Genomic DNA, 24232 nt, shown 5'->3' with positions numbered 1-24232 from the left:
AACCGGTTCACGCACCGCGCTTCGGGCGCCGATGGGAGTGATGCACGTGACCACCATGCCTGCCGAGGGAGTCGGTTTCCGCTCCAAACGCGGACCCGTCCTCATCGCCCTGATGCTCTCCACCGGCCTGGTGGCGATCGACGCGACCGTGGTGGCGACAGCCGTGCCCGCGATCGTGCACGACATAGGCGGGTTCAGCTCGTTCCCGTGGCTGTTCTCCGCCTATCTGCTGGCGCAGGCCGTGTCCGTCCCGGTCTACGCGAAGCTCTCGGACACCATCGGCCGCAAGCCGATCATGCTGATCGGAATCGGCCTGTTCCTGCTCGGCTCGATCCTGTGCGGAGTCGCCTGGAGCATGCCGGTCCTCATCGCGTTCCGCGTAGTGCAGGGCCTGGGCGCCGGCGCGGTCCAGCCGATGGCCATCACCATCGCCGGCGATATCTACACCCTCGCCGAGCGGGCAAAGGTGCAGGGCTACCTGGCGAGCGTGTGGGCTGTCTCCTCGGTGGTAGGCCCGACGCTCGGGGGAGTGTTTGCCTCGCTCGGGATCTGGCGCGGCATTTTCCTTGTGAACATCCCGCTGTGCCTGGTGGCCGGATGGATGCTGGTCCGGTCCTTCCACGAGAACATCGAGCCCGTAAAGCACCGGGTCGACTATCTCGGCGCGGGGCTGCTCACCGTGTCGCTCACCCTGCTCATTCTCGGGGCCCTCGAGGGCGGCCAGGCCTGGGCCTGGGACTCCGCCATCAGCGACGCAGTGTTCGCCGGCGGTGCCCTCCTGTTCGTCGCGTTTATTCTCGTCGAACGGAGGGCGGCGGAGCCGGTGCTGCCGCCGTGGGTGGTTTCCCGGCGGCTGCTGGCGACGACGGCGATGGTCGCCTTCGGGGTCGGAGCGGTCATGCTGGGCATCACTTCGTACGTTCCCACGTTCCTCGTGGGAGCCCTCTCGACCTCCCCGATCGTGGCCGGACTCGCCCTGGCAGCGCTGACCATCGGCTGGCCGATCAGTGCCTCCCAATCGGGCCGCCTGTATCTGCGCATCGGGTTCCGGAACACTGCCCTTATCGGCATCACGGTCACCGTCATCGGCACAGCAGTCCTGGCCGTCACGGCCTCCGTCCCCAACGTTGCGCTGGTCGCCGTCAGCTGCTTCATCGTCGGGCTCGGACTCGGCCTGGTCGCGACCCCAACCCTGATCGCCGCCCAGACGAGCGTCGAATGGAACGAGCGCGGCGTGGTCACGGGCACCAACCTTTTCGCCCGATCCATCGGCAGCTCCATCGGCGTCGCCGTTTTCGGTGCGATAGCGAACGCTGTCTACGCCGGCACCCCGCACGGCGACACGGATCCCCACACCATCGTGGCGGCCTCGTCCGCCGTGTTCCTGGCCGTCATGATCGCCGCCGTCCTCACCGTCATCGCCGTGCTCGGCATGCCCGCCACCAAACCCGTCACACAGGTCCAAGCCGCCGCGCGCGGGTCATCCAGCACCGGTTGACCGCGGTTCCGCTGTCACTTTTGGGGTCGTGCTGGGGCGTTCATCGCCGGATGCCGAGGGTGGCGATGAGATCTTCGTGCAATTCGAACCAGATGCGGTGGAAGGAGTCGCGGTCTGTGGCGGTGAGCCACGCTGGCTCCGTGGCTGCGTTTTCCACTGCCAGCTCGAGGCGTTCCGCGTATCCGCTGAACCGCGGCAACACAGCGGTCAGGCGGACTTCCAGATCGCTCAAGGACGCCAATGCCTGGGTGAAGGTTTGCTGTGTTGGCTCGTCGATCCCATCGTTGGACTGACTTCCCTCGGCGAGCCAGCGGAGTTGGAGTTTGCTGCAGGCGGCCACGACTCCTGCGTTCAGCGGTGCAAACTTCGCGTGCACGGCGGTGACTGCTGCCTGGCCGCCCACGCTGTCCAGCTCCTCGGCCAGGAGCCGTTCGTTTTCAGTCCTGCCGGCCACGGTCAGGGACCAGCCCCGGTTTCCGCCGAATGAGGAGCGCGACGCCCACCCGTTCGCGCCGGCGTCAATGAGGAGCCGTTCGACGTCGTGCGGATCCTGGCCAAACCGGGCGGCAACTGACTCAGTGTCAGCGAAGCCGAGCAGCCTCAGGGCGTGGAGGGTGAGCAGCATGGATGGCTGCTGCGGGCTCATGGACCCGCTCCGGGACCTGCTGGTTTCGCGTGGACGGTTCCGTGGGTTCCGTCGACCACGAGCGTCGTTCCGTTCGTGATGCGGGTCAGCGCGCCGGTTACCCCCAGAACGGCGGGGATGCCCTGTTCGCGGGCCACGATGGCGGCGTGCGAGAGCATCCCGCCCGTTTCTGTGATGACGGCAGCGGCGATCCCGAACAGTGGCGTCCAGGCGGGGTCAGTGGTGCGGCAGACCAAAACGTCGCCGGGGGCCACCGCGGAGAATTCGTCGACGCTGTGAACTGTCCGGGCCGTCCCGCAGGCGGTGCCCGGGCTGGCGCCGATGCCGGTGAGAACCGCGCCGGCGGGATCGCGGCCTTCCCTTCCGGCACTGGCCTGAGGAGTGAATTCCACGTCAGCCCACCACACCCGTCTCGGGCCTGCCGGACAGCCGATCCAGTCTCTGCTGCGCGGCCTGCGCCGAGCGGAGCCCAAGGCTCTGGGCAATCTGGGGCCAGGTCAGCCCCTCGGCCCGCGCCAGGAACAGGAGTGCCGTTTCCAGGCCATCCATCTCTGCCCGCGCGGCTGACACAAGGGTGAGGGCGGCCCGCACATCCAGCCCATCCACGGCCTCCCCGCGGCCGGTCCCGTTGGACCTCCACAGGACGTGCTGGATCAGGTCACTCGCTGAAGGGGGTTGCCGCTCACCCAGCCAGGGCCGGGGCGGCAGTTCGGAAGCGCCCCGGTCCAGCAACATCCGTGTGGCCTGGCTTTGGCGCTGAGCCTCCGCAGCGTCGCCGCCTTGACGGGTCCCGTCGGTCTCGTTCATTCCAGACTCCATTTTCCCGTCGGCTCGGCGTCGCTCAACACCACCAGCTTCTGACATCAACATCCTGTTGTCAACAAACTGTTGATGCTTCGGGGGGAGGACGAGTCGTTGAGGCAGCGCGGACAGGAACGCCACCCGGCCAACTGCCGGGTGGCGTTTCCGTCCAGGACCGTGCTGTTGCAGGTGTTTACTTTCCGGAGTTGTTGTGGGAGTTGTTGTTGCCGTGTTCGGTGGAGGCGACGGCGCCGGTCTGTTCGTTGAGCAGGACCTGGTCGTTGCGCTGTCTGCCGAAGTTGAACATGGCGTTCACCGACCCGGCGGTGGCGTCGGCGGAGGCGTCGCCGATCCGGCCGGTGTGCCAGTTGTCCTCGATGAAGCGCAGGATCGAGGCCTGGTCGGTCTGGGTGTGGTCCACAAAGTTCTTCTTCGCGTAGGGGGAAATGACTACCAGCGGCTGGCGCGGGCCGGGGCCGCAGCGGTCAGCGTAGCCGCCGGCCATCGGGACGCCGCTGGCTGCGGCGTGCTGGCACCAGGCGTCGTCGTCGGCGGTGTTGGAGGAGTTCTTTGCCTTGGCGGCGACGTGGTCGTACCAGCCGTCCGAGTCGTCGTAGGCAAGCACCACGGCAGTGTTGTCCCAGTTCCGGGATTTCTGGATCTGGTTCACGGTGCTGGTGATGAAGTTCTGCTCGTCGATCGGGTCAGAGTAGGCGGCGTGGCCGTCCTGGAACATTCCCGCTTTCAGGAAGGACACGGCGGGCATGTTGTCGGTGTTGACCACCTTGTTGAACGCGGTGAGGTCGTACTGGTGGTTCGCCTGTCCGTTGTGGCCGATTTCCGCGTCGGACGCCGGTGCCAGGTGGTGCGGGTTGGCGGTGGAGGCGTAGTACTGGAACGGCTGGTGGTGAGGGGAGTAGTCAACCACGCTGGCGCCGGCGGCGTTCGTGTGGCTGGACAGGCACGACGCCGGGGAGTCCGCGGTCGCGGCGGTGGTCGGCGTGAAACCGCCCTGGAACCAGCCCCAGGACGTGCCCTTGGCGTTGAGCAGGTCGCCGATGTTCCTGCCGCTCATGCCGGCCAGGTTGCCGGTTTTGGCGTGGCTGCTGTTCGAGCAGTCGTCGTGGACCGGGTCCGGGTCGTTGATGACGGTGCCGACGCCGTTCGCATCCGGCAGGCTGACAGCACTGCTGCCGGCCGCCGGGGTGGCCACAGGTTGTCCTGCGGCGGTGTACGCGGTGGCCCCGTGGGTCTGGCCGGATACCAGATTCAGCGCCCCGGGTGTGGAGGGTCCGAAGACAGTGCTGAAGTGGTTGTCGCTCATGGAGTAGTTCTGGGCGTAGTTCCAGATGCCGGTGACGGTGTTGCCGTCGTAGTAGTCCATGGTGAGGCCGGGGCGGCCGTACTGGTTGGTGCCGCAGGCGTCGCGGCTGGTGAACTCGACGAACTTGTCCATCGCCCCGCCGTTGTATGCCTTCTGCTCGGCGGTGTATCCGTGGTCCTGGTCGCAGGTGACGGCCTGCGCCGGCGAGAGCCGGGCAGGCTGCGCAGAGTTGGGGTTGTTCGGTGCCAGGAGGCCGGCGGTGGCCAGAGTGTTGATGTCTTTGGGGGTGTTTTTGGCGGCGGTGAAGGAGGCCGTCGCGGTGCCGGTGCCCTGCTGGGTTTCACCCGGGAGATTGGCGGCCTTGGGGTAGGTGGCGAAGTAGTGGTCGAAGGAAACGTTCTCCTGGAAGATCACCACCACGTGCTTGATTGGCGTCGCGGTACCGTTGTGGCTTTCACCGGCGGAGGCCGGACCTGCGCCGATACCGAACATTCCGGCTGTCAGTGCCGAGGCGGCCAGGGCTGCCGCGCCCGTGGCGGCGACCCGCTTCCGGGTGAATCGTTGTGCTGGATGAGGCATGGGGGTAGCCAATCGTTGGTGTTCAGGGATGCCGGCGGCTGATGGCAGGCATTCGTATGCTGCTTGGGTGACCGGCCTGCGTTACTTGGCCGGCGTGACCGTGGCCTCGTAGGTGAGGATTTCGGTGCCGTTGCCTTCCTCGCCGTTGTCGGGGGCCACCTTCATGGTGAGGTGCCCGCCGTCGGCCGTCATTTTGAACGGGTTGCGCGTGGCCACATGGCCTGCGGTGGACCACTGCTGGAAGGGGACATCGCGGATTACGCTGCGGGATTTGAGGTCGATCATCGCCATGCCGCCGAGTTCGTAGGTGGCGCCGGTACCGCCGGCCGCCGGGGTCTGCGGGAGGTTGGTGATCCCGCTGCAGAGCATCCGGGAGTTGGCCACGTACTGGCAGTCCTGGTAGTCGATGAAGTTATTCGGGTTCTGCCAGGTCGAGAGCTGCCTGCCCTGCAGATCCCATTCGGCGAAGCGGCGCGAGCCCCAGGTGTTGCCGACCAGGTGGCCGGTCTGCTTGTCCATCACGATGCCGCCGAAGTGGTCCTTCACCTCGAACTGCTTGTGCACTTCCAGGGTGGTCGCGTCGACTCGGTAGATGATGGCGCTGCTGTCCGGCCGGTACTGGGCCACGGGGATCCAGACGCTGGTGCCGTCGAAGTCGATGCCGCCGGGGTGGTACATGTCGCCCTCTCCCAGGACGATGTCCTTTTGCAGGGCGCCGGACTTGTCCATGACGAACAGGTGGCCGACGCCCTTGCCGGGGGTGCGGTCGAAGCCGTTTTGCGGGGTCGGGAACTTCACGGTCGGTTCGATGATCTGAACGGCCGAGAGGAAGATGTGGTCCTGGCTGTAGGCGATTCCCTCCGTGTGGTACGTCGGGAAATTCAGCTTCAGCTTCGACGTCTGCTGCCAGTTCGTGTTCCGGTCAACGCCGTTGAAGGCGTCGGCCAGGGCCGTGTTCCTGTCACCGTGGTTGCCGGCGCCGGTGGGATTGTCTGCGGCCTGGGCGGCCGCGGTGATGCTGATTGCGGACGCGGCCAGGACGATTGCTGCGGCGGCCGTGAGGATGCCTCGGGTGTGAGTCGTGCTCATTCGGGAGCCTCTCAAAGGTTGGATCTCAACAAGAGATCGCAACGTTACTTCCCGGTAATTAATCCCCGATACGGGCAGGTGAACGGCAGATGGCCGGCAGCGGTCCGGCGGACCGGCTAAGTTTCAACACGGATCTGCCCCCCGCCGTCGCTGGCTTTGGGCCCTTTCAGCCGCTCAGGCGAGGACGGCGAGGCCCGCCAGGGTGCCGCCCTCGCCTTCGGCCAGCAGCCCGACGGCGGTGCCGGAGTTCGCGGGAAAGACCAGATCGGTGATGGTGGCCAGGCCGTCCTGCGCGAAGACCTCGACCGAGCAGCGGTCCAGGAAGACCCGGAGCCTTAGCCGGCCGTCCTCCAAGGACACGGCAACGCGCTCCACCGACGGGAACGACTCGTGGAAGCCCACGTTGCCGGATTCGGTCCGGTCCAGGCTGAGCTCCGCCGTGCGGCAGTCGTAGGCCAGGACAGTGCGCGCTCCGGCTCCGGCTCCGGGCCCGGACCTGGAGCCGGATTCCCCGTCCGTTGCGCTGCCGGCCCGGAGCACCAGACCCACCCTGCCGGCGGTGCCGGGCTCGAAGTCCGCATCGATGCGCAGCACATCACCGCAGGCCTCGGCCGGAAGCCAGGTCACCCCGTCCGCCAACGGCTGCCGGTCCAGGGCGAACACCTCGGTACCGTGGGTGTGGAACGGGTCCACCGCCTCCTGCACCAGCACCGGGCGGCCGCCGCGGGACACCAGCCTGACCTCGCGGACCAGGGACATCGCGCTGCGCCAGCCGTCCGAGGGCGTTGAGGCGGCGTACTGCCAGTTGTTCATCCAGCCGATCATGAGCCGCCGTCCGTCCGGGACGTTGCTGAAGGACACGGCCGCGTAGTAGTCCCTGCCCCAGTCGAGCCACCCGTAGTCGGCCATCCGGCTGTCGTCGGCCTGCACGCCGTCGGTGACGGTGGTTTCGGAACGGAACGTCACGCCGTCGAAGGTTCCGATGAAGTACTGGCCGCCCGAGCCGCCGGCGATGCCGCCGGGGCTCAGGTTGACCACCAGTACCCACCGGGTGTTGGAGGCGTCGCCGTCCACCGGCAGTTCGAACAGGTCCGGGCATTCCCACACCCCTTCCGTGGCGTTTGCCGGGCCGAAGGTGCTCAGGTACTCCCAGGTCAACAGGTCCGCCGACTTGTAAAGGACCACCTCGTGGTGGACCGCCTCGACGGCGACCATCACCCAGTAGCTGCCGGCGGCGCCGTCGTGCCAAAAGACCTTGGGGTCGCGGAAGTCCGCGGAGGCGCGGTCCAGTACCGGGTTCCCGGCGTACTTGGTCCAGGTGGCGCCGTCGTCCGTGCTGAAGGCGAGGGACTGAGCCTGCCGTCCGGCTAGCGGTGAGGCGGGCGAGTACGCGCTGGTGTAGATGGCCACGAGCGGGGGCACGCCTCCGACGCCGAAGCCGCTGGTGTTGTGGACATCGACCACCGCGGAGCCGGAAAAGATGGCCTCCTGCTCATCGCATGCGATGGCCACGGGTTGTTCGTCCCAGTGCTGCAGGTCTGTGGAGGTGGCGTGGCCCCAGGACATGTTGCCCCACTCCTCGCCGTGCGGGTTGTGCTGGTAGAAGAGGTGGTAGATGCCGTTGGCGTAGACCAGCCCGTTGGGGTCGTTGAGCCAGTTGCGCTCCGCTGAGTAGTGCCACTTTGGCCGGTACTGGCAGTCGAGTTCTGTGAGTGTTTTCATGAGGGTTCTTTGCAGGCTTTCGCGTGAGGAGGCTGGTCAGCCCTTGACGCCGCTGGAGGCGATGCTGTTGATGAATGATCGCTGGAACGCGATGAAAAGGACCACCACGGGAATGGTGATGAGGGACGCGTAAGCCATCACCTCGCCCCAGGAGACGTTGAGCTGGAAGAAGTACTGGATGCCGATCATCACCGGGCGGAGTTCCTCGGACTGGACCACCATGAGCGGCCACAGGTAGGAGTTCCAGGCGGGCAGGAAGGTCAGGATGGCCACGGTGGCGGTCGCCGGTCCCGCGAGCGGCATCACCACCTTGCGGTAGATGGTGAACCAGCCCGCGCCGTCGATCCGGGCAGCCTCGTCCAGTTCCTTCGGGATGGACTCGAAGTACTGGTGGAACAGGTAGATGGAGAACGCGTTGGCGATGAACGGGATGATCTGGACCTGGTAGGTGTCCAGCCAGCCCTTCGAGATCTCGAGGCTGAACCCGTTGAGCTCAAAGTACGGCAGCTGGTTGACCCACCACACCAGCGGCAGCGCCAGCGTCTGGAAGGGCACGATGAGGGTGGCGAGGATCGCGGTGAACACCACGCGCTTGCCGCGGACCTCCATCCGGGACAGGGCAAACGCGCAGAGGCTGTTGATGAAGATGCCTAGCACCACCGTGACCGCGGAAATGCCGATGGAGTTCATCAGGAAGCGGGCGGCCGGCACCCGGTCGAACACGGCCGCGTAGTTGTCCAGCGAAATGTTGCCGACCGGCAGGAACGCCGCCACCGAGGACATGTCGCCGAAGATCTGCTGGTCCGGCTTGAGCGAGGACACCATCATGAACACGATGGGGAAGGCGGCGACGGCGGCGAACAGGAGGCGGACCGCCGTGGTCGCGGCATTGCCGAGACCCTTGGAAATGAGTGTCTGTTTCACGTCAGTCCTTCTCTCGGGTCAGGTAGCGCTGCACTGCGGAGATCAGCAGGACGAGCACGAAGAACACGAGCGAGATGGCCGAGGCGTAGGAGGTCTCCTGCTGCTTGAAGCCGGAGCGCACCGCCTCGTAGATGATGGTGGTGGTGGAATCGAGGGGCCCGCCCTGGGTCATGACGCTGACCTGGTCGAAGAGCCCGAGCGCCTGGATGGTGATGGTCACCAGGACCAGGGTGCGGGTGTGGGTGAGGCCGGGCCAGGTCACGAAGCGGAACTGGTGCCAGCGGCTGGCCCCGTCGAGTTGGGCGGCCTCGTAGAGTTCCCCGGAAATGCTTTGCAGGCCTGCGAGCCAGATGATCATGTGGAAGCCTGCGGCCTGCCAGATGGACAGGGCAATGATGGCCGGCATGGCGGTGGCGGGATCGTTGAGCCAGTCCGGGCCGTTGATGAGGCCGAAACTGGCCGCCGACAGCAACTCATTGATCAGGCCGTCCTTGCGGTACATGAACATCCACAGCAGGGACACCACCACCATGGACGTCACCACGGGAAGGAAGTAGATGGTGCGGAAGAAGTTCACGCCGCGGAACTTCTTGTTGATCAGGAGGGCCATCGCCAGGGCGAGTCCGGACTGGACGGGCACCACCACGACGGCGAAGTAGCTGACGTTCAGCAGTGAGCGCCAGAACACGGGATCCGCGAAGAGCCGCGCGAAGTTGTCCGTGCCGACAAACTCGACGGGCCGCGGGGAAACAAGCCTGGCGTTCGTGAATGCCAGGCCGAAGCCCAGGATCGCCGGGAGAAAGACGAAGGCGAGCAGGAGGACCGCGGCCGGGGCGATCATGCCCCACCCGCTGATCTGTTCGCGAAGGTGGCGCGGCCGGCGACGCGGTTTGCTGGGCGGTGCGGCCGGGGCCGGGTCCGCCAGACGGCGGCCGGGGGAGGGGAGTTGGGTGGTTGTCATGGTTTTCTCCGTCGACAGTCAGGGCCTGAGGTACGACGACGGCGGCGGTTGCGCACCGCCGTCGTCGTGCCTTCCGGCGGCCGGCTAGTTCTTGTAGCCGCCGTTGGACTTGATGTTGGCGTCAATGGCCTTGACCGACTTGTCCAGCGCCGTCTTGGGGTCGGCGCCGGCGAGGATGTCCTGAACAGCCTTGCCGTATTCGGTGGCGATGAAGGGATAGGCCGGGGTTTCGGGGCGCATCACCGCGTAGTTGCGGGAAAGATCCATGAAGATCCGGTTTGTGCCGCCCTTGGCGAACGCGGGGATCAGTGCGGCGGCCTCGTCGGTGGCCGGGATGGTGCCCGTTGCCTTCGCCACCGCTGCCAGGTTTTCCGGCTTCAGTGAGTAGGAGAGGTAGTCCATGGCTGCCGCGGAGTTGTTGCAGCCGCTGGTCACGCCCCACTGCCAGGAGGCGCCGCCGATCTTGGGGCCGGTCCCCAGGTCCACGGACGGCATGACCACAAGGTCCTTACCTACCGCTGCGCGTGCCTTGTCCGCGGCCCAGGAGCCGGTGTAGAGAAGGCCGCTCTTGTTGTTGAGGAAGTCCTGGGTGGAGTCCTTGCCGCTCTTCTTAGCCATGAAGCCCTGGTCGGCAAGGCCGCGGAACCACTGGGCCCACTCGATGGCCTTGTCGCCATTGAGGACGCCGTCTGCCGACTGGAACCCGTCGCGGTTGATCAGGTCCCCACCGAAGGACTGCAGGAACGGGGAGTAGGCGTAGGGCAGCCATTCGCCGGTTCCGGCGGTACCCATGTCCAGCGGGTATTCCCACTTGCCCAGCGCCTTGAGCTTGGTCAGCGCGTCCTGGAACTCGTCCTTGGTCCACGGCTTTTCGACCGTGGCGACGCGGATACCGGCTGCCTTGAGGTCAGAGGCGCGTGCGAGCATCGCCAGTGCGACGTCATAGGTGCCAACGGCGTAGGTCTCGCCCTCCCATTTGGCCACCGTGCTCGGCAGGTTCTTGGAAACATCCGCGTCGAGTTTCAGGGGTGTCAGGTACTTCGCCCAGGCCCAGTTGGGAACATTGGGGCCATCGATGTCAACAATGCAGGGGAGCTTCCCGGCGGCCGCGGCCGAGACCACGGAGTCGTTGTAGGAGTCCTGCGGGAACGCCTGGACCTTGATCTTGGCCTTGGCGCCGGCGCTCTTGTTGTAGGAATCGACGATGTTTTCAACCGCCTTGAGTTCTTCGGCGTTGCCCGCGTTGTGGGTCCACATGGTGATCTCATTGGAGCCGGCGGACGGGGCAGAGGCGCTGCCCTTGCCGCAGGCGCCCAGGGAGCCGACAAGTGCCGCCGCAGCTACACTGGTGGCGAGGATCCGGGTGAATCGCTTGTTCATGATGGTCAATCTTTCTGCTGAATTTGGCGTGGGAGATTGCCCCGGGTCCTTCGGGACGCGGCCGGTGCAACGGCTGCGTCCCTTCTTATTGCGGTCCCCGGGCAGTGGAGCAGTGGAACGGTGTGGTGGTGCCGGCTTGATGCCGGCAATCGGCTAACTTGGCGGCGGCCCGAGCGACCCCCGCTCAATCAGGGGGCAGTCCAGTTGCGTCTGGACTGCGGGTGCGCCGGGATTTTCGATGTCGTCCAGGATTCGGTGGACCGCCCAACTGCCCATTTCGTAGTGGGGAAGGGCGACGGTGGTGAGCCCCGGCCAAAGGGCGTCCGCGATGATTTCGAGATTGTCGATTCCCACAATGGACACGTCCTCCGGAATGCGCAGGCCCAATGCGGTGGCCGCCTGGTAGGCGCCCATGGCAACCCTGTCACTGAAGCAGAACAGGGCTGTGGGGCGGTCGGGCTGACCGAGCAGGCCCAGGGCGGCCTCGCGGCCTCCCGTGGTTTCGGGCTGGCCGATCACGAGGTGGCGGGGGTCGTGCTGCAGGCCGTGCCGCCGGAGAGCGTTGAGGAAGCCCTCCCTGCGGCCGTGCGTGGCGGGGATGTCGTCGATGTTGTTGATCATCCCGATCCGGATGTGGCCCGCCTGGATGATTGCTTCAACGGCCGTCTCGGCGGCCCCCACCTCGTCGGGGATAACCGAGGAAATGGACTTGTCGTCAGTGACGGAATCCAGCAGCACGGTGGGAAGTCCCTCCAGTTCCGCGGGGACCTGCACGCTTTGGTGGTACATCCTGGCGTAGACCACTCCGTCCACCTGGTGCTGCCGCAGCATGTTGATTTCACGGTTTTCCAGCTCGCTGTCCAGGCCGGAGTTGACCACCATCACCACGTAGCCGCGGTCGTAGGCGGCGTCCTGCGCCCCGCGGATCATGGCCCCGGCAAAGGGGGTGGTGGTGATTTCGTCACTGACCAGGCCAAGGATCTGGGAGCGCTGGTTGCGCAGTCCGCTGGCCATCTTGTTCGGGGCGTACCCAAGATCCCTGGCCACGTCCCGGACGAGTTGCTGCGTCGCTGCCTTCACCCGGAAGCTCGTGGCGTCGTTCAGGGCATGCGACACCGTGGTGACGGAGACCCCGGCGGCCTTGGCCACGTCGCGTATTCCCACTCTTGTCGTCATTGACTTCCTTTTGCAAAACGTTTTGTATCTGGTGTGAGACACGTTACACAAAACGTTTTGCAGTTGTCAACGGGACGTCCGGCTTTACCTTGATCCCGGTCCCATGGCGAGGCACTTCACGTCACGACACGGGCTCTGTCAGTCGGAAAGGGCACTAGTTTCGTAGACTCGATGGGTTCGACAATGTCTCCTCTCCAGGGACAAGCCGCCACAGGAAGAGCCATCGATGAAGATTATCGTCCTAGTAAAGGAGGTCCCCGACACGTACGGGGACCGAAAACTGAACCTTGAAACCGGCCTCGCCGATCGAGGAGTCAGCGAGGCAGTCATTGATGAGATCGGTGAGCGGGCCCTGGAGCTGGCACTGACGCACGCCGACGCGAACGAGGGCACCGAGGTCGCGATCCTCTCCCTCGCCCCCGAAGGTGCGACGGCAACCATCCGCAAGGGGCTTGCGATGGGCGCGGGAAGCGCCACCCACGTCTCTGACGAGGCGCTCCGGGGTGCGGATCTTGGACTTACCGCTGAAACCCTCGCCGCAGCGATCCGCCGCATGGGGTTTGACCTGGTGATCACCGGCAACGTCTCCACTGACGGATCCGGCGGCATGATTCCCGCGATGCTTGCAGAATTGCTTGACGTGCCGCATGCCACCGGCCTCAGCTCCGTCGAGATCAGCGACGGTGCGGTGTCTGGCTCCAGGGCCGTTGACTCCGGCGTGCAGAAGGTCTCAGCCAACCTGCCCGCGGTGATATCCATTACCGAGGCACTTCCCGAGGCGCGCTTCCCGAACTTCAAGGGCATTATGGCCGCGAAGAAGAAGCCCCTTGAGGTCCTGACCCTCGCGGACCTCGGGGTCACGGCCGACAATCCGGAGGCGGCGCGTTCGATCATGCTGACCGTTGCGGAGAGGCCCCCGCGCGCGGCGGGCGTGAAGATCATCGACGAGGGTGATGCCGGCGAGAAGCTCGCTGAGTTCCTGATCGAAAACCGACTGGCCTAAGGATCAACGACATGACTGAATTCCCTCGTGACGCAATCCTCGTTGTCGTGGAAGCCCGGGCATCCGGTGAACTCGAGAAGGCTGCGGCCGGGCTCTTCGGTGCCGCCGCTGCCGTTGGCACCCCGGTTGCATTGGTACTTGCCTCACCCGGCGCCGGGAGCGCCGCCGCCGCGGAGGCCGCGGCCCTTGGTGCCGCGCGCGCACTCATCGCGGAGAGTCCGGATCCTTCCGTGCTTGGGGTGCCGGGCGTTGACGCGCTTGCCGCCGCCGTGGAGCAGGTGCAGCCGGACGCCATCCTGATTTCGCATTCCCTGAACGGGCGCGACCTCGCCGGACGTTACGCTGCCCGTTCGCGTGCGGCGATTTCCTCCGATGCGGTCGATGTGTCCCGAGATGACGAGGGCGTCGTGGCACACCACTCCGTCTACGGCGGCGCCTACAACGTGACGTCGACGTCCACGTTTGGGGCGCCGGTGATTACGGTCCGCCAGGGCTCCATCGAGGCGCGGGCGGCGGCTCAGCCGCAAGAGTCCGAGACTTTGGCCGTGACAAGCTCCGCGAAGCCAGCCGCGCGGATCGACTCCTTCGAGGAGGCGCCTGCTGCCACTTCGAGGCCGGAGCTGCGTGGTGCCGCGAAGGTTGTCGCCGGTGGCCGCGGCCTCGGCTCGGAAGAACAGTTCGCACTCGTTGGACAGCTCGCCGATACCCTCGGTGCCGCCGTTGGTGCGTCGCGCGCCGCGGTGGATGCCGGCTACGTCCCGACGTCGCATCAGGTCGGCCAGACCGGGGTTTCCGTGTCACCACAGCTGTATGTCGCGCTGGGCATTTCCGGCGCGATCCAGCACCGGGCCGGCATGCAGACCGCAAAGATGATCGTCGCCATCAACAAGGACGGGGACGCGCCGATCTTCGAGGTCGCGGACTACGGTGTGGTCGGCGACGTCTTCAAGGTTGTTCCCCAGCTCATTAGCGCACTTGAGGCCCGGAAGAAGTAGCGATGGCAACTCTGTCTCGGTCCATCCGGCGGGGCCTGCCGCGCGTCGAAGGTGGCGAACCCTGGCCTCCAGCGGGCCAGGCGCCCGCACACATTGCCACAGCAGAAGCGGCCGAAGCAGCAGAAGCGGCAGAAGGGGCAGAAGCGGCCGATCTGTCGACGTCAGTTTCCGGGGTGGAATCGGCCGCTGCCGCCGCGCCCTCCGCCCCCGCTGCCGCCGCGCCCTCCGCCCCGGCTGCTGTCCAGGAAACGGCGCCGGGTGCGGCGCTGTCCGCGCCGGTCCCGGCGGTGATTCCAGGCGCCGCGGTGGCGCGGCAGCTTCGCCGCGGCCTGCCGCGCGTGCCGGGCGGTGAACCTTGGCCGCCAGCGGGAGAAGCTCCGGTACCGGTGGCGGCTCTGTCCGGGGCTCCGGCCATCGGCGCCACGGCGGCATCTGCCGTAGATGTGGCCGCAGATGCTGCCGTGGCTGGTGCTGCTGAGAAAGCAGCAATGCCGGCGGCGGCGGCGCCTGCAGCTGCTCCGGCAGCCGCGCCTGCCACACGGACGACCGGAACCGCCTCGCTGCGTCGCGGGCTTCCCCGTGTTCCCGGTGGCGAGCCGTGGCCGCCGGCTGGGCTTGCTCCGGCGGTCGCTGCCGCCCCTGCGGTGCAGACACATCCCGAACGCGTTGCCGACGCTGTCCCTGCCCCGGCTGGCAGCGAGGTGAAGGCCGACGTCGAGACGGAGCCCTCGGCGTCGAGTGCACCCGCACCCGCACCCGCACCCGCACCCGCGGCCCCGGCGCCCGCGGCACGGCCCGCCGCCGTCGAAAAGCCCGTGAAGCCCAAGGCCGAGGCAAGGCTCTACGGCTCACGTACCCTGGGCCAGTGGATCAAGCTCGTCGTGCTCTTCGGCATCGGCGGAGTGGCCGCCGCAGCGATTCTTGTGCTCGCCGCACGCGGCGTGACGACGCTGCCGGGCGTGCCCGAGTTCCTTGAGAGATACCCCGGCGCTTATGACCTGCCCGATACGGTGGAGCCCGGCTTCCCGTGGTGGGCACAGTGGGCGCACTTCCTGAACATCTTCCTGATGGTGCTCATCATTCGCTCCGGCTATCAGGTACGCACGCAGCAGAAGCCGCCGGCGTACTGGACGCCGAAGCGCGGTGGCAAGAAGATCAGCATCAACCTGTGGCTGCACCAGTCGCTCGACATTTTGTGGCTGGCCAACGGGCTCATCTTTGTGGTGCTGCTGTTTGCCTCGGGCCGCTGGATGAGGATCGTGCCGAGCAGTTGGGAGGCCGTCCCGAACGCGCTCTCCGCGCTCCTGCAGTACATGACACTCGACTGGCCCGTTGAGACCGGCTGGGTGAACTACAACAGCCTGCAACAGATCATGTACTTCGTCGTGGTCTTCATCGCAGCCCCCGTCGCTGCGATCACGGGTGCGCGCATGAGCGAGTTCTGGCCGAAGAACGCGAAAACGCTGAACAAGGTCTACCCGTTAGAGGTTGCGCGCGCGGTGCACTTCCCGACCATGCTGTTTTTCGTGCTGTTCATTCTCGTCCACGTGTTCCTCGTGTTCGCGACCGGTGCGCTGCGCAACCTGAACCACATGTTCGGCGGCACCGACGTGGTGAACTGGGTCGGGTTCTGGCTCTTCGCGGCCGCCATCGCCATCACGGCGGCCGGATGGTACGCCGCCCGCCCGCTGGTGCTCGCGCCCATCGCGAAACTGTTCGGCCAGGTGAGCAGCCGCTAGGCCGGAATTCCCACGTTCAGCGGCGCAGCAGGTAATCGGCCACACCGTCGGGATTTGCCAGGGCGAGGAGATGGCCGCCGGGCAGGACGTCGGGCTCTATGCCGAGGCGTTCGCGGGCGAGCCGCTGTTGGAAGTCCAGCGGAAAGAAGCGGTCTCCCTCTCCGGTCAGGACGCGGGTCGGGATCCCGGGCCAGGCCGTGAACGTGCAGACCGATTCGAACACCGCCTCTGCTTCGGGGCGTTGATGCGGTTCGCCTTCCGCGGCCACTTTCGGCGGAACGTCGTGCAGGAAATAGGTGTCCCTGTCGAACTCGGCACTGTACCCGTGGGCCTGGGCCGCGCTTTGCTGCGCCGCAGCCCAGCCGGTGTTTCCCCACCATGCGCCGGGGGTCTCGCCCGGTAAGGGGATCATCGCATTCACGAGGACAAGCCCGGCGACGGGGGCTTTTTCGCACACGAGCGGGGCGGTGAAGCCACCCAGCGACTGCGCAACGAGCACCACGTCCTGGCGTCCACCGACGGCTTCGAGCACCAGGCGCGCGTACTCGGGCAGCCCGGCGCTATCATCGTCGCCGGGCAGATCGACAGCGACGGCTTCGTGGCCGGCCCCCTGCAGCAGCGGAACGATGCGGCTCCAGTACCAGGCCGCGCCGCCCGCTCCGGGGATCAGGACGAATCTGCTCACCGCAGCACCAGCCAAACCACGACGGCGGGACCCCGGGTCCGGACCGGCAGGCGGCGGCCGTTCGGCCGTCTTCGGTTCGATGCGGATCTCATCTCCCCATTGTCACCCCGCCCGCGTCGACTCCGGCACCCGCAATACCCCCACCGCTGCCACCAGATACGGCACCGGGTCCGGGTCCGTCCCGGCGGCCCACTGCATCCAGGCCTCGAACGTCGCGCCGATCAACGCGGCACACAGATACCCCGCGACGTCCCCAGAGACGCCCGCTGACACCAGGTAGGCCCTGGTCCGCTCGCGCTGCGGCGCCAGGGACTCGTAGCTCCGGCTGGCCAGCTCGGGGTGCTCGGCGATCAGCCGCAGCCGGCCGCGCGTGAGTGCCAGGTCGGGCAGGACAGCAACGCCGGCGACCGCCGCGTAGCGCAGCCCCGCCAGGATGTCGCCGTCGGGACCTTCAACGCGGGCCGAATCCAGTACCAGGCCCGAGGCCTCGACCACCGGTTCCATGCCGCCCCAGACGAGCTCGGCCTTGCTGGAGAAGTACCGGTACAGGCTCTTGCGCCCGATTCCCGCCGCGCGGGCGATGTCCTCCATGGAGGTCTGCTCGTAGCCGCGCTCGGCGAACAGGCGCAGCGCGATGGCGGCCACTGCGTCGGGATCAATCGTCACCGGCCGCCCGGCGGAGCGCGGGACAGCGGTGGTCACAGCATCCGAAGGCATCCCACCAGTATTCACCCTTACATAATGACACGGAGTGTCATAAGCTGGGCGGCATCACCGTCAGCAACGTCTGGAAGGACATCATGGGCACCGAAGCTTCATGGCAGGAAGCCACCACCACCGGCCGGTTCGCCGGCAAGACCGTCATCGTCACCGGTGCCGCCTCCGGCATCGGCCAGGCCACCGCCCTGCGGATCGCCAGGGAAGGCGGCCGCGTCATCGCCGCCGACATCAGCAAGGAACGCCTGGATGACCTCGTGGCCGAGAACGCCGGCCTGGACCTGGTCCCGGTGGCCGGCGACATCTCCACCGAGGAGACCGTGGCCGCCGTCGTCGCTGCCGCCGGCGGACGCATCGACGCGCTGGCGAACGTTGCCGGGATCATGGACAACTTCGCCCCGATCCACGAGGTGGACGACGAGCTCTGGGACCGCGTCTTCCGGATCAACGTCACCGCCCTCATGCGCCTCACCCGCGCGGTGGTGCCGCTGATGCTGGACGCAGGCACCGGCTCCGTGGTCAACGTCGCCTCCGAGGCCGGCCTGCGCGGGTCCGCCGCCGGCGCCGCCTACACCGCGTCCAAGCACGCCGTCGTCGGCCTGACCAAGAACTCGGCCGTGATGTACGGGCCGAAGGGCCTGCGCTTCAACGCCGTGGCCCCCGGCCCCACCATCACCAACATCGTGGCCACCTGGGGATCCCAGCTCGCGGCCGAACGCCTCGGCCCGCTGATGCAGGCCACCGTCCCGACGCCCGCCACCGCCGCGCAGCTCGCCGCGTCCATCACGTTCCTGCTAAGCGACGACGGCACCAACATCAACGGCGCCATCCTCGCCTCCGACGGCGGCTGGTCCGCGCTGTAGGGGAGCGGCATCAAACACATACGGACGACGGCGGGAAGTCCCGCCGTCGTCCGCGTTCCTGTAGGAGGGGAGCGCACCGAGGAACCCGGGCGTTCGTATTGGCTGCGGCCGGAAGGGCCTGTTTCTACGGTGCCGACCGCCGTAGGCTATGGGCATCCACAACATCGAGGAGGCACTCATGCGCACGGCAGCACCCAAGAACCAGGCCGACCAGATCCGCCATCTTTCAGAGAATCTCATCTCTCAGCTCACCGAGGGGAGGGAGTGGGCCACTCCCGGAGTCGAGGCGGCATTGAAAAGAGTGGTGGCCGGGCTCGATGCCGGGATTGAATCTGCGTCTCCGAGGATCCAGACCGGACTACGGCGGCTCGCTGACGACCTCGCCGGTGGAGTGGAAACTTTGGCTCCCCGTGTTCAAGAGGGCCTGAAACGGGTTGCACCGAGTGTTGTCACGGCACCCGCGCGGGCTAAGTCGCGGCGGACGGCGTCCGGGAAGGCCTGGGTGATTGCCGGAGTGGCGGCCGTCGCGGTGAGCGCGGGAGTCGCGGCCTGGCTCTATTTTCACCGTGCGGATAACGAGCCGGTGCCGTCGGTGGATGCGCAGCGAACCAGGGGCGTGGACCCCGACCTGCGCGCCGTCTCCACAGAGGACCAGACCTGAGGGACCCTACGACACCTGGGAGCCATCCGCGTCCGACGCGGACAGGCCCGTCAATCCTCATGCGCTGGCAAATACCTATGGCGCTCTCCCCCCACCGGGTTAGCTACAAGACCGTCGACGCGTTCAAGGGATGGCGGGCCGCAGAGTCATGTGCTGTGGGTTCAGCAGGGAGGAGCGGACGACGGCGGGAAGTCCCGCCGTCGTCCGCTCTGTGTGGGTCTGGTTTCGTCGGCGTTGAGGCGCATAGCGTTGTGCTGCCGTCTGATTCGGCGGGAGCATCCGGAACAACATCGCCTACGGCCGCCTGAGCCTCGCTCGTTGACCCTGGATTATGCAGGCAGAGCTAGTTCCTTCTCTCCGTCGATTAGGGCGCCGTCATCTTGCTGGGATGGCCGCATTGCCGCAACTGCGCCGCCTGCCACCAGGACTACGACGCCGACGCCCATGTACAGCATGGACGCTGTCCAGTGCGCGTCGAGCAGGGCTCCCGTGATGAGCGGAGCGACGATGGCACCAACGCGGCCTATCCCGATGGCCCAGCCCACGCCGGTGCTCCGGACGGAAGCGCCATAGAGCGCCGGGGTAATTGTGTACATGCCCGCGATGCAGCCGTTGATGAGCATGCCGACAACGCCGCCCGCGACGAAGGCGAGGACGAGGATACCCGCGGTGGAAATGAACATCACCATGGTGGCCGCCGACAGGACGGCGAAAATGACCATCACCTTCCGGCTGTTCCAGCGGATGGTCAGCAGTCCATAGAGCAACGACCCGAAGGTGCCGCCTAAGGTCAGCATCAGCCCGCCGACGACTCCCTGGCTTTCGGTCATGCCGGCCGTGACGAGGAGCCGCGGGGTCCAGCTGTTCACGAAGTAGAAACCGAACATGGTGGCAAAGAAGGCAAGCCAGACGAGCCAGGTGGAGCGGCGGTTGCCGGCTGTGAACAGTTCGGAGACCTTGTTCCTGCGATCATTCTTGGCCGCCACTGCGGGCAGTTCGGTGACGGCGGGCTGTCCGATCTTGCGCGCGATCCTGTTCAGGCGGTCCAAGACATTGCGGGGACGCCGGTTAGCGAGGAAGTCCACAGACTCGGGCAGAAGGACAGCGAGCAGTACGAAGACGGCGGCAGTGCAGATGCCGCCGAATAGAAACACAGAACGCCAGCCGAAGCTGGCCTGCAGAGTCACCGCCGCTGCGCCGCCGAGCGTTGCCCCGATGCCATATCCCGCGGTGTAGATGCTGATGGCCAGACCGCGCCAGCGCTTGGACGAGTACTCGCTGGCGATGACATTTGTGCAGGCGAGTATCCCGCCGATACCGAGGCCCGTGACCACGCGCCAAATCCCGAGTTCCACGGCAGAGTGCGCTACGGAGGCCAGCAGCATCCCGGCAGTTGCGAGACCGACCGAAATCAGGACCATGGGCCGGCGCCCGATGACATCGGCAAAGGGCGCGAGGCCCAGCGAGCCGATGGCCATCCCGACCAGTCCGGCGCTTAGCAGGATACCCAGTTCGGCGCCGCTAAGGCCGAAGTCCCGGGTCACGCTGTTGGCGGTGAAGGCCATGGCCAGCACATCGAAGCCATCGAGGGCGTTGAGGACGATGCACAGGCCCACGATCAGCCATTGATACAGAGACATACGGGACGCGTCGATGCGTTCTTGAAGTTGCATGGGACTACTTTCTAGAGGCCACGGACGGTCCGGGCAGATGCTGAAACTGAGGTGCAGAAGATCTGGTGGCTCTTCTGGAGGCGGAGGCCGGGCCTCGTCGTTGAAGGCTGGCAGCCGGGAAACTATCTATACTGATAGGTAAATGTGGCGCGGGACACAGCATAACTATGAACGTAGTTAGTTGACAAGGGGTTTAATGGAGGCGGCGCCCGGCCCTGCCGCAAGGCATCGGCAGCAGGGCGCCCTGACGGAGAGGATCGGTTACGGGTGAGTTTGCGTTATGCCCTGCTTGCGCTGCTGACGTCTCAGCCCCTCACGGGCTATGACGTTTTCAAGCACTTTGAACAATCCGTCGGCTACGTCTGGCACGCACCGGACTCGCAGATCTATCCCGAACTCCGGCGAATGGAAAAGGATGGCCTGCTGAGCGGAGTGGAAGAGCCCTGGGGCAAGAAAGGCAAAAAGAAGCGCTATCACATCACTCCGGAAGGAGTCGAGGCTTTCCGGGCATGGATGAATACCACCCTGGACTACGCCCGGGAGCGTGACCCGATCCATCTTAAGGCGGCCTACCTTGAGTGGGCCGACCCCGAAGCCGCGCGAGCGCAGATGCGCGCCCATATTGCCTATCACTCCTCCCGCGCGCAGCAATGGCAGGACATGGTTGCCGCCTTGGAAGACCGGAGCAACCCCACGCTTGCGCGCCGCCTCGAGGCCGCGCCTGAGGAGGACCGGGCCAAGATTGCCGGCTACAAAATCTTCACCTATGAAGGCATGATCGAACGCGCCAAAGCGGAGATCGAGTGGGCCAGGCGCGGCCTGGAACTGATAGACAAGCTCGAGTCTTGAGTGCCGAAAGGCCCGGACGCCCGCCCGGGTGTCCGGGCCTTTTGCCGTCCCCTTCTGCGGTTCGCTTATGGGGGCAGCTGGGGGGCCTTGCCACTACCTATCAACATAGTTATGCTGTGATCCAAGCCACTACCTATGAGCATAGGTATACCGTGAGGGGAAGGATCGATCATGACCGCGCTGATGCAGTCCATGAGCTCTACAACGAACAAAGTGCTTGGTTATCCGCTTAACGCCTGGTATGTCGCCGCGTGGGACCACGAGGTAACCCGCAAGCCGATGTCGCGCCGGATTGCGGACCGCCCGCTCGCCCTGTACCGCACCGAGGATGGCAAGGCAGTGGCGCTGGCGGACGCCTGCTGGCACCGCCTAGCCCCGCTGTCCATGGGCAAGACCCTCGGCAAGGACCAAATCCAGTGCCCGTACCACGGCATTATCTACAACTCCGCCGGCCGCTGTGTCTCCATGCCCGCCCAGGAAACCATTAATCCCAGCGCCACCGTACCGTCTTTCCCCGTGATCGAGCGCTACCGCTATGTGTGGGTGTGGCTGGGGGATGCCACCCTCGCGGATCCGGCCCTTATCCCGGACATGCACCAAATGAGCTCGGATGATTGGGCCGGTGATGGCGAGACCATTTTGGCGCCGTGCAACTACCAGCTCGTTCTGGACAACCTGATGGACCTCACCCATGAGGAATTCGTCCACTCTTCCTCGATCGGCCAGGACGAGCTGAGTGAGTCCGATTTCGTCGTGACCCATGACGACAACACCGTCACGGTATCGCGCTGGATGCTCGACATCGAGGCTCCGCCGTTCTGGCTCAAAAACATGCGGGACAAGTTCCCGGGTTTCGAAGGGCGGGTTGACCGCTGGCAGATCATCACCTTCCAGTCGCCCTCGACCATCAACATCGACGTCGGAGTAGCCAAGGCGGGCACTGGCGCCCCCGAAGGCGACCGCAGCCAGGGCGTCAACGGCTTCGTGATGAACACGATTTCGCCGGAAAGCGCCAAAACATGCCACTACTTCTGGGCCTTCATGCGCAACTACCGGCTGGAAAGCCAGCTGATCACCACCCAGCTGCGCAACGGCGTACACGGCGTGTTCGGCGAGGACGAAGAAATGCTGGCGGCCCAGCAGAATGCTATCGACGCCAACCCGGACTACGAGTTCTACAACCTCAACATCGACGCGGGCGGCATGTGGGTGCGACGGCTGATAGAGCGACAACTCGCCGCCGAAGGCCGACTGATCCCCACCGCCTGACCCGATCGCCCGATCCCAGGAAGTTAGAAGAAGACATGGCTGCAACGAACATCGAAGTCTGGCAGATCGGCACTGTGGTCGAGGCGGAGGACATTACCGCAAAGACCCGGCGCCTGGTCCTGGAACAGTCCAGGCCCATGAAAGCCGAGCCGGGCTCGCACATTGACGTGATGGTCTCGATCAACGGCGAGCAGCACAGGCGCTCCTACTCCATCGTCGATTCGAGCGGGGACGGCCGACGTGTGGCGATCAGCGTCTTCAGGGCCCCTCAATCCCGGGGCGGCTCCCACTTCATGCAGGCCCTAGAGCAAGGCGACCGGGTGGAGATCACGCAGCCGCTGCAGAATTTCCCTCTGCGGATCGGCGCTCCGCGCTACGTCCTGCTGGCCGGCGGGATCGGCATCACCGCCATGATCAACATGGCCCGGGTGCTCCGAAACATCAAGGCCGACTACACCTTCGTGTACGCCGGCCGCAGCCGCCCCGCCATGGCCTACCTGGCGCAATTGGAGCAGCTGCATGGCGACGCGCTGCGAGTCCACGTGGACGATGAAGGCACAGCACTCAACGTAGATGAGCTGCTGGCCACGATTGAGCCGGACACTGAGTTGTACATGTGCGGCCCCATCCGGCTCATGGACGCCGTCAAACGGGGCTGGGATGCCCGGGCGCTCAACGTGACAAACCTCCGCTACGAGACCTTTGGCAACAGCGGCTGGTTCGACCCCGAGGAGTTCGTGGTGCGCGTGCCTCGCCTGGGCGTCGAGGCAACCGTCCCCGCCGGAAAGTCCATGCTGGAAGCGCTCGAGGACGCCGGCGTCGACATGATGTTCGACTGCCGCAAGGGCGAATGCGGACTGTGTGAAGTGCGTTTGCTCGGCCTGCGGGGCTCCATCGACCACCGCGATGTCTTCTACAGCGAACGCCAGCAGCATTCCGCAGCCAAGATGTGCTGCTGCGTCTCCCGGGCCGTCAGCTTAAAATCCGGCGCCCGTGCAGACTCGGCAGCCTCCTGTGCCATCGTCACAATCGACGTTTGAGTGCCCACAACTCCGCCGCTCGGGGTGGACCTGGAGTCCGCTGGCGAACCTGGATCACTCCCCGCTTTCTACACTTCGACGGCCCCGCCCGTGGACACTCCGCTCAGGGTGTCAATGTAATCGAGCGTTTTGGGACTGACATGCCGCACGGCCCCAAGAGCCTCCCGGAGAACGGCTCTGCTGGCGTCGTCACCAAGTGCTCCTCGGAGTTCGACTACAGTCTCGATGCCCTGGCTCTCGAACACGCGCGTCATGTCCTCTACCTGGGCGAGACGGCCAGGGGAAGGCCAGCTGATAACTTCGGAAAGCGTCCCGGTATCGAGGCGCCGCCGGAATCCACTGGTCGTGGCGGCATCAGGCCATGCCCCGACCAAAGCGACAACGCGCGGCCTAACGGTCGCGTGGTAGTTCTGTCGCCGCTGCAGGGTCGCATCGACAATGATGGCCCCGATGTGGTCCCAGCCACGGCTGACTTCGATCGAGTCGTCTGTGCCGCGAGAGTCCAATTGCGCCGGGAGGTTGGCAGCATCATTATCGATAGTCATAGGTGAATACTCCCATGCGACAGCAGTGAGCGTGCGGCTGCGGCAGCCCAGATCGGAGCGAAACCATTCCGCTATCAGCAGTCCTGGCTGCCG

23 protein-coding genes are annotated in these 24232 nt (G+C 65.8%); 9 read left to right on the top strand and 14 right to left on the bottom strand.

Annotated features, from left to right (window positions below):
- Positions 1 to 40: 40 nt before the first annotated feature.
- A complete protein-coding gene (locus AC1DFR_RS12135) occupies positions 41 to 1498 on the top strand; it encodes an MFS transporter (RefSeq protein WP_476849693.1) in 1458 nt (485 codons plus the stop codon).
- A 40-nt stretch (positions 1499 to 1538) separates the two neighbouring features.
- On the opposite strand, the gene AC1DFR_RS12130 is transcribed toward AC1DFR_RS12135, so the two are convergent.
- From AC1DFR_RS12130 to AC1DFR_RS12085, 10 genes are all read right to left on the bottom strand, one after another.
- Positions 1539 to 2144, bottom strand: a complete 606-nt coding sequence (locus AC1DFR_RS12130; RefSeq protein WP_476873434.1) for a hypothetical protein — start codon at positions 2142 to 2144, stop codon at positions 1539 to 1541.
- Positions 2141 to 2536 carry a PEP-utilizing enzyme gene (locus AC1DFR_RS12125; protein WP_476873433.1) on the bottom strand — a complete coding sequence of 132 codons (396 nt, stop codon included), beginning with the start codon at positions 2534 to 2536 and terminating at the stop codon, positions 2141 to 2143. The genes AC1DFR_RS12130 and AC1DFR_RS12125 overlap by 4 nt, the downstream gene beginning before the upstream one ends.
- A gap of 1 nt (position 2537) precedes the next feature.
- Positions 2538 to 2951: a hypothetical protein gene (locus AC1DFR_RS12120; protein WP_476849690.1), complete on the bottom strand. Its 414-nt coding sequence runs from the start codon at positions 2949 to 2951 to the stop codon at positions 2538 to 2540.
- 187 nt (positions 2952 to 3138) lie between these two features.
- Positions 3139 to 4848, bottom strand: coding sequence for a phospholipase C (locus AC1DFR_RS12115; RefSeq protein WP_476873432.1), 1710 nt, complete (start codon positions 4846 to 4848; stop codon positions 3139 to 3141).
- An 81-nt stretch (positions 4849 to 4929) separates the two neighbouring features.
- Positions 4930 to 5937, bottom strand: a complete 1008-nt coding sequence (locus tag AC1DFR_RS12110) for a DUF6454 family protein (RefSeq protein WP_476873431.1) — start codon at positions 5935 to 5937, stop codon at positions 4930 to 4932.
- A 174-nt stretch (positions 5938 to 6111) separates the two neighbouring features.
- Entirely contained in the window at positions 6112 to 7659 is a 1548-nt protein-coding gene (locus AC1DFR_RS12105) for a glycoside hydrolase family 32 protein (protein ID WP_476873430.1), read from the bottom strand.
- Positions 7660 to 7695: 36 nt separating this feature from the next.
- Entirely contained in the window at positions 7696 to 8583 is an 888-nt protein-coding gene (locus tag AC1DFR_RS12100) for a carbohydrate ABC transporter permease (RefSeq protein ID WP_439954127.1), read from the bottom strand.
- A 1-nt stretch (position 8584) separates the two neighbouring features.
- A complete protein-coding gene (locus tag AC1DFR_RS12095) occupies positions 8585 to 9544 on the bottom strand; it encodes a carbohydrate ABC transporter permease (RefSeq protein WP_476849686.1) in 960 nt (319 codons plus the stop codon).
- Positions 9545 to 9628: 84 nt separating this feature from the next.
- A complete protein-coding gene (locus AC1DFR_RS12090) occupies positions 9629 to 10924 on the bottom strand; it encodes a sugar ABC transporter substrate-binding protein (RefSeq protein WP_476873429.1) in 1296 nt (431 codons plus the stop codon).
- Between the two features lie 153 nt (positions 10925 to 11077).
- Positions 11078 to 12100 carry a LacI family DNA-binding transcriptional regulator gene (locus tag AC1DFR_RS12085; protein ID WP_476873428.1) on the bottom strand — a complete coding sequence of 341 codons (1023 nt, stop codon included), beginning with the start codon at positions 12098 to 12100 and terminating at the stop codon, positions 11078 to 11080.
- Between the two features lie 226 nt (positions 12101 to 12326).
- Here AC1DFR_RS12085 and AC1DFR_RS12080 point away from each other — a divergent pair, with 226 nt between their 5' ends.
- From AC1DFR_RS12080 to AC1DFR_RS12070, 3 genes are read left to right on the top strand one after another with little or no spacing between them, the layout of a single operon-like run.
- On the top strand, positions 12327 to 13103 hold the full coding sequence (locus tag AC1DFR_RS12080) for an electron transfer flavoprotein subunit beta/FixA family protein (RefSeq protein ID WP_476857587.1): 777 nt from the start codon (positions 12327 to 12329) through the stop codon (positions 13101 to 13103).
- Positions 13104 to 13114: 11 nt separating this feature from the next.
- Positions 13115 to 14098, top strand: coding sequence for an electron transfer flavoprotein subunit alpha/FixB family protein (locus tag AC1DFR_RS12075; protein ID WP_476873427.1), 984 nt, complete (start codon positions 13115 to 13117; stop codon positions 14096 to 14098).
- A gap of 2 nt (positions 14099 to 14100) precedes the next feature.
- Positions 14101 to 15837, top strand: a complete 1737-nt coding sequence (locus tag AC1DFR_RS12070) for a cytochrome b/b6 domain-containing protein (RefSeq protein ID WP_476873426.1) — start codon at positions 14101 to 14103, stop codon at positions 15835 to 15837.
- Positions 15838 to 15853: 16 nt separating this feature from the next.
- Here AC1DFR_RS12070 and AC1DFR_RS12065 read toward each other — a convergent pair whose 3' ends face one another.
- Both AC1DFR_RS12065 and AC1DFR_RS12060 read right to left on the bottom strand, forming a co-directional pair.
- Positions 15854 to 16522, bottom strand: a complete 669-nt coding sequence (locus AC1DFR_RS12065) for an alpha/beta fold hydrolase (protein ID WP_476873425.1) — start codon at positions 16520 to 16522, stop codon at positions 15854 to 15856.
- A gap of 102 nt (positions 16523 to 16624) precedes the next feature.
- Positions 16625 to 17239, bottom strand: coding sequence for a TetR family transcriptional regulator (locus AC1DFR_RS12060; protein WP_476873424.1), 615 nt, complete (start codon positions 17237 to 17239; stop codon positions 16625 to 16627).
- Positions 17240 to 17322: 83 nt separating this feature from the next.
- Between AC1DFR_RS12060 and AC1DFR_RS12055 the strand changes: the two genes are divergently transcribed.
- Both AC1DFR_RS12055 and AC1DFR_RS12050 read left to right on the top strand, forming a co-directional pair.
- Entirely contained in the window at positions 17323 to 18102 is a 780-nt protein-coding gene (locus AC1DFR_RS12055; RefSeq protein ID WP_476873423.1) for an SDR family NAD(P)-dependent oxidoreductase, read from the top strand.
- Positions 18103 to 18280: 178 nt separating this feature from the next.
- Entirely contained in the window at positions 18281 to 18763 is a 483-nt protein-coding gene (locus AC1DFR_RS12050) for a hypothetical protein (protein WP_476871405.1), read from the top strand.
- Positions 18764 to 19092: 329 nt separating this feature from the next.
- Here the strand turns inward: AC1DFR_RS12050 and AC1DFR_RS12045 are convergent, their stop codons facing one another.
- Positions 19093 to 20436 (bottom strand): MFS transporter, encoded by a 1344-nt coding sequence (locus tag AC1DFR_RS12045; RefSeq protein ID WP_476871404.1) that lies wholly within the window; start codon positions 20434 to 20436, stop codon positions 19093 to 19095.
- A gap of 267 nt (positions 20437 to 20703) precedes the next feature.
- Here AC1DFR_RS12045 and AC1DFR_RS12040 point away from each other — a divergent pair, with 267 nt between their 5' ends.
- The 3 genes from AC1DFR_RS12040 (at position 20704) to AC1DFR_RS12030 (ending at position 23594) form a co-directional block, all read left to right on the top strand.
- Positions 20704 to 21285: a PadR family transcriptional regulator gene (locus AC1DFR_RS12040; RefSeq protein ID WP_476849676.1), complete on the top strand. Its 582-nt coding sequence runs from the start codon at positions 20704 to 20706 to the stop codon at positions 21283 to 21285.
- A gap of 171 nt (positions 21286 to 21456) precedes the next feature.
- Entirely contained in the window at positions 21457 to 22554 is a 1098-nt protein-coding gene (locus AC1DFR_RS12035) for an aromatic ring-hydroxylating oxygenase subunit alpha (RefSeq protein WP_028277775.1), read from the top strand.
- Positions 22555 to 22589: 35 nt separating this feature from the next.
- Positions 22590 to 23594: a PDR/VanB family oxidoreductase gene (locus AC1DFR_RS12030; protein WP_476871403.1), complete on the top strand. Its 1005-nt coding sequence runs from the start codon at positions 22590 to 22592 to the stop codon at positions 23592 to 23594.
- A 68-nt stretch (positions 23595 to 23662) separates the two neighbouring features.
- Here the strand turns inward: AC1DFR_RS12030 and AC1DFR_RS12025 are convergent, their stop codons facing one another.
- Entirely contained in the window at positions 23663 to 24139 is a 477-nt protein-coding gene (locus AC1DFR_RS12025) for a hypothetical protein (RefSeq protein WP_476873422.1), read from the bottom strand.
- Between the last annotated feature and the right edge of the window lie 93 nt (positions 24140 to 24232).

The organism is Arthrobacter sp. 05T410, assembly GCF_056396505.1.
This window is presented reverse-complemented; position numbering and strand designations above follow the sequence as displayed.

Excerpts from the sequence above, each read along its gene's own strand:
- AC1DFR_RS12045 (WP_476871404.1), bottom strand. The coding sequence starts at position 20,436 with ATGCAACTTCAAGAACGCATCGACGCGTCCCGTATGTCTCTGTATCAA.
- AC1DFR_RS12090 (WP_476873429.1), bottom strand. The coding sequence starts at position 10,924 with ATGAACAAGCGATTCACCCGGATCCTCGCCACCAGTGTAGCTGCGGCG.
- AC1DFR_RS12075 (WP_476873427.1), top strand. The coding sequence starts at position 13,115 with ATGACTGAATTCCCTCGTGACGCAATCCTCGTTGTCGTGGAAGCCCGG.
- AC1DFR_RS12035 (WP_028277775.1), top strand. The coding sequence starts at position 21,457 with ATGACCGCGCTGATGCAGTCCATGAGCTCTACAACGAACAAAGTGCTT.
- AC1DFR_RS12095 (WP_476849686.1), bottom strand. The coding sequence starts at position 9,544 with ATGACAACCACCCAACTCCCCTCCCCCGGCCGCCGTCTGGCGGACCCG.
- AC1DFR_RS12110 (WP_476873431.1), bottom strand. The coding sequence starts at position 5,937 with ATGAGCACGACTCACACCCGAGGCATCCTCACGGCCGCCGCAGCAATC.
- AC1DFR_RS12085 (WP_476873428.1), bottom strand. The coding sequence starts at position 12,100 with ATGACGACAAGAGTGGGAATACGCGACGTGGCCAAGGCCGCCGGGGTC.
- AC1DFR_RS12130 (WP_476873434.1), bottom strand. The coding sequence starts at position 2,144 with ATGAGCCCGCAGCAGCCATCCATGCTGCTCACCCTCCACGCCCTGAGG.
- AC1DFR_RS12105 (WP_476873430.1), bottom strand. The coding sequence starts at position 7,659 with ATGAAAACACTCACAGAACTCGACTGCCAGTACCGGCCAAAGTGGCAC.
- AC1DFR_RS12030 (WP_476871403.1), top strand. The coding sequence starts at position 22,590 with ATGGCTGCAACGAACATCGAAGTCTGGCAGATCGGCACTGTGGTCGAG.
- AC1DFR_RS12120 (WP_476849690.1), bottom strand. The coding sequence starts at position 2,951 with ATGAACGAGACCGACGGGACCCGTCAAGGCGGCGACGCTGCGGAGGCT.
- AC1DFR_RS12080 (WP_476857587.1), top strand. The coding sequence starts at position 12,327 with ATGAAGATTATCGTCCTAGTAAAGGAGGTCCCCGACACGTACGGGGAC.
- AC1DFR_RS12060 (WP_476873424.1), bottom strand. The coding sequence starts at position 17,239 with ATGCCTTCGGATGCTGTGACCACCGCTGTCCCGCGCTCCGCCGGGCGG.
- AC1DFR_RS12070 (WP_476873426.1), top strand. The coding sequence starts at position 14,101 with ATGGCAACTCTGTCTCGGTCCATCCGGCGGGGCCTGCCGCGCGTCGAA.
- AC1DFR_RS12025 (WP_476873422.1), bottom strand. The coding sequence starts at position 24,139 with ATGACTATCGATAATGATGCTGCCAACCTCCCGGCGCAATTGGACTCT.
- AC1DFR_RS12055 (WP_476873423.1), top strand. The coding sequence starts at position 17,323 with ATGGGCACCGAAGCTTCATGGCAGGAAGCCACCACCACCGGCCGGTTC.
- AC1DFR_RS12135 (WP_476849693.1), top strand. The coding sequence starts at position 41 with ATGCACGTGACCACCATGCCTGCCGAGGGAGTCGGTTTCCGCTCCAAA.
- AC1DFR_RS12115 (WP_476873432.1), bottom strand. The coding sequence starts at position 4,848 with ATGCCTCATCCAGCACAACGATTCACCCGGAAGCGGGTCGCCGCCACG.
- AC1DFR_RS12050 (WP_476871405.1), top strand. The coding sequence starts at position 18,281 with ATGCGCACGGCAGCACCCAAGAACCAGGCCGACCAGATCCGCCATCTT.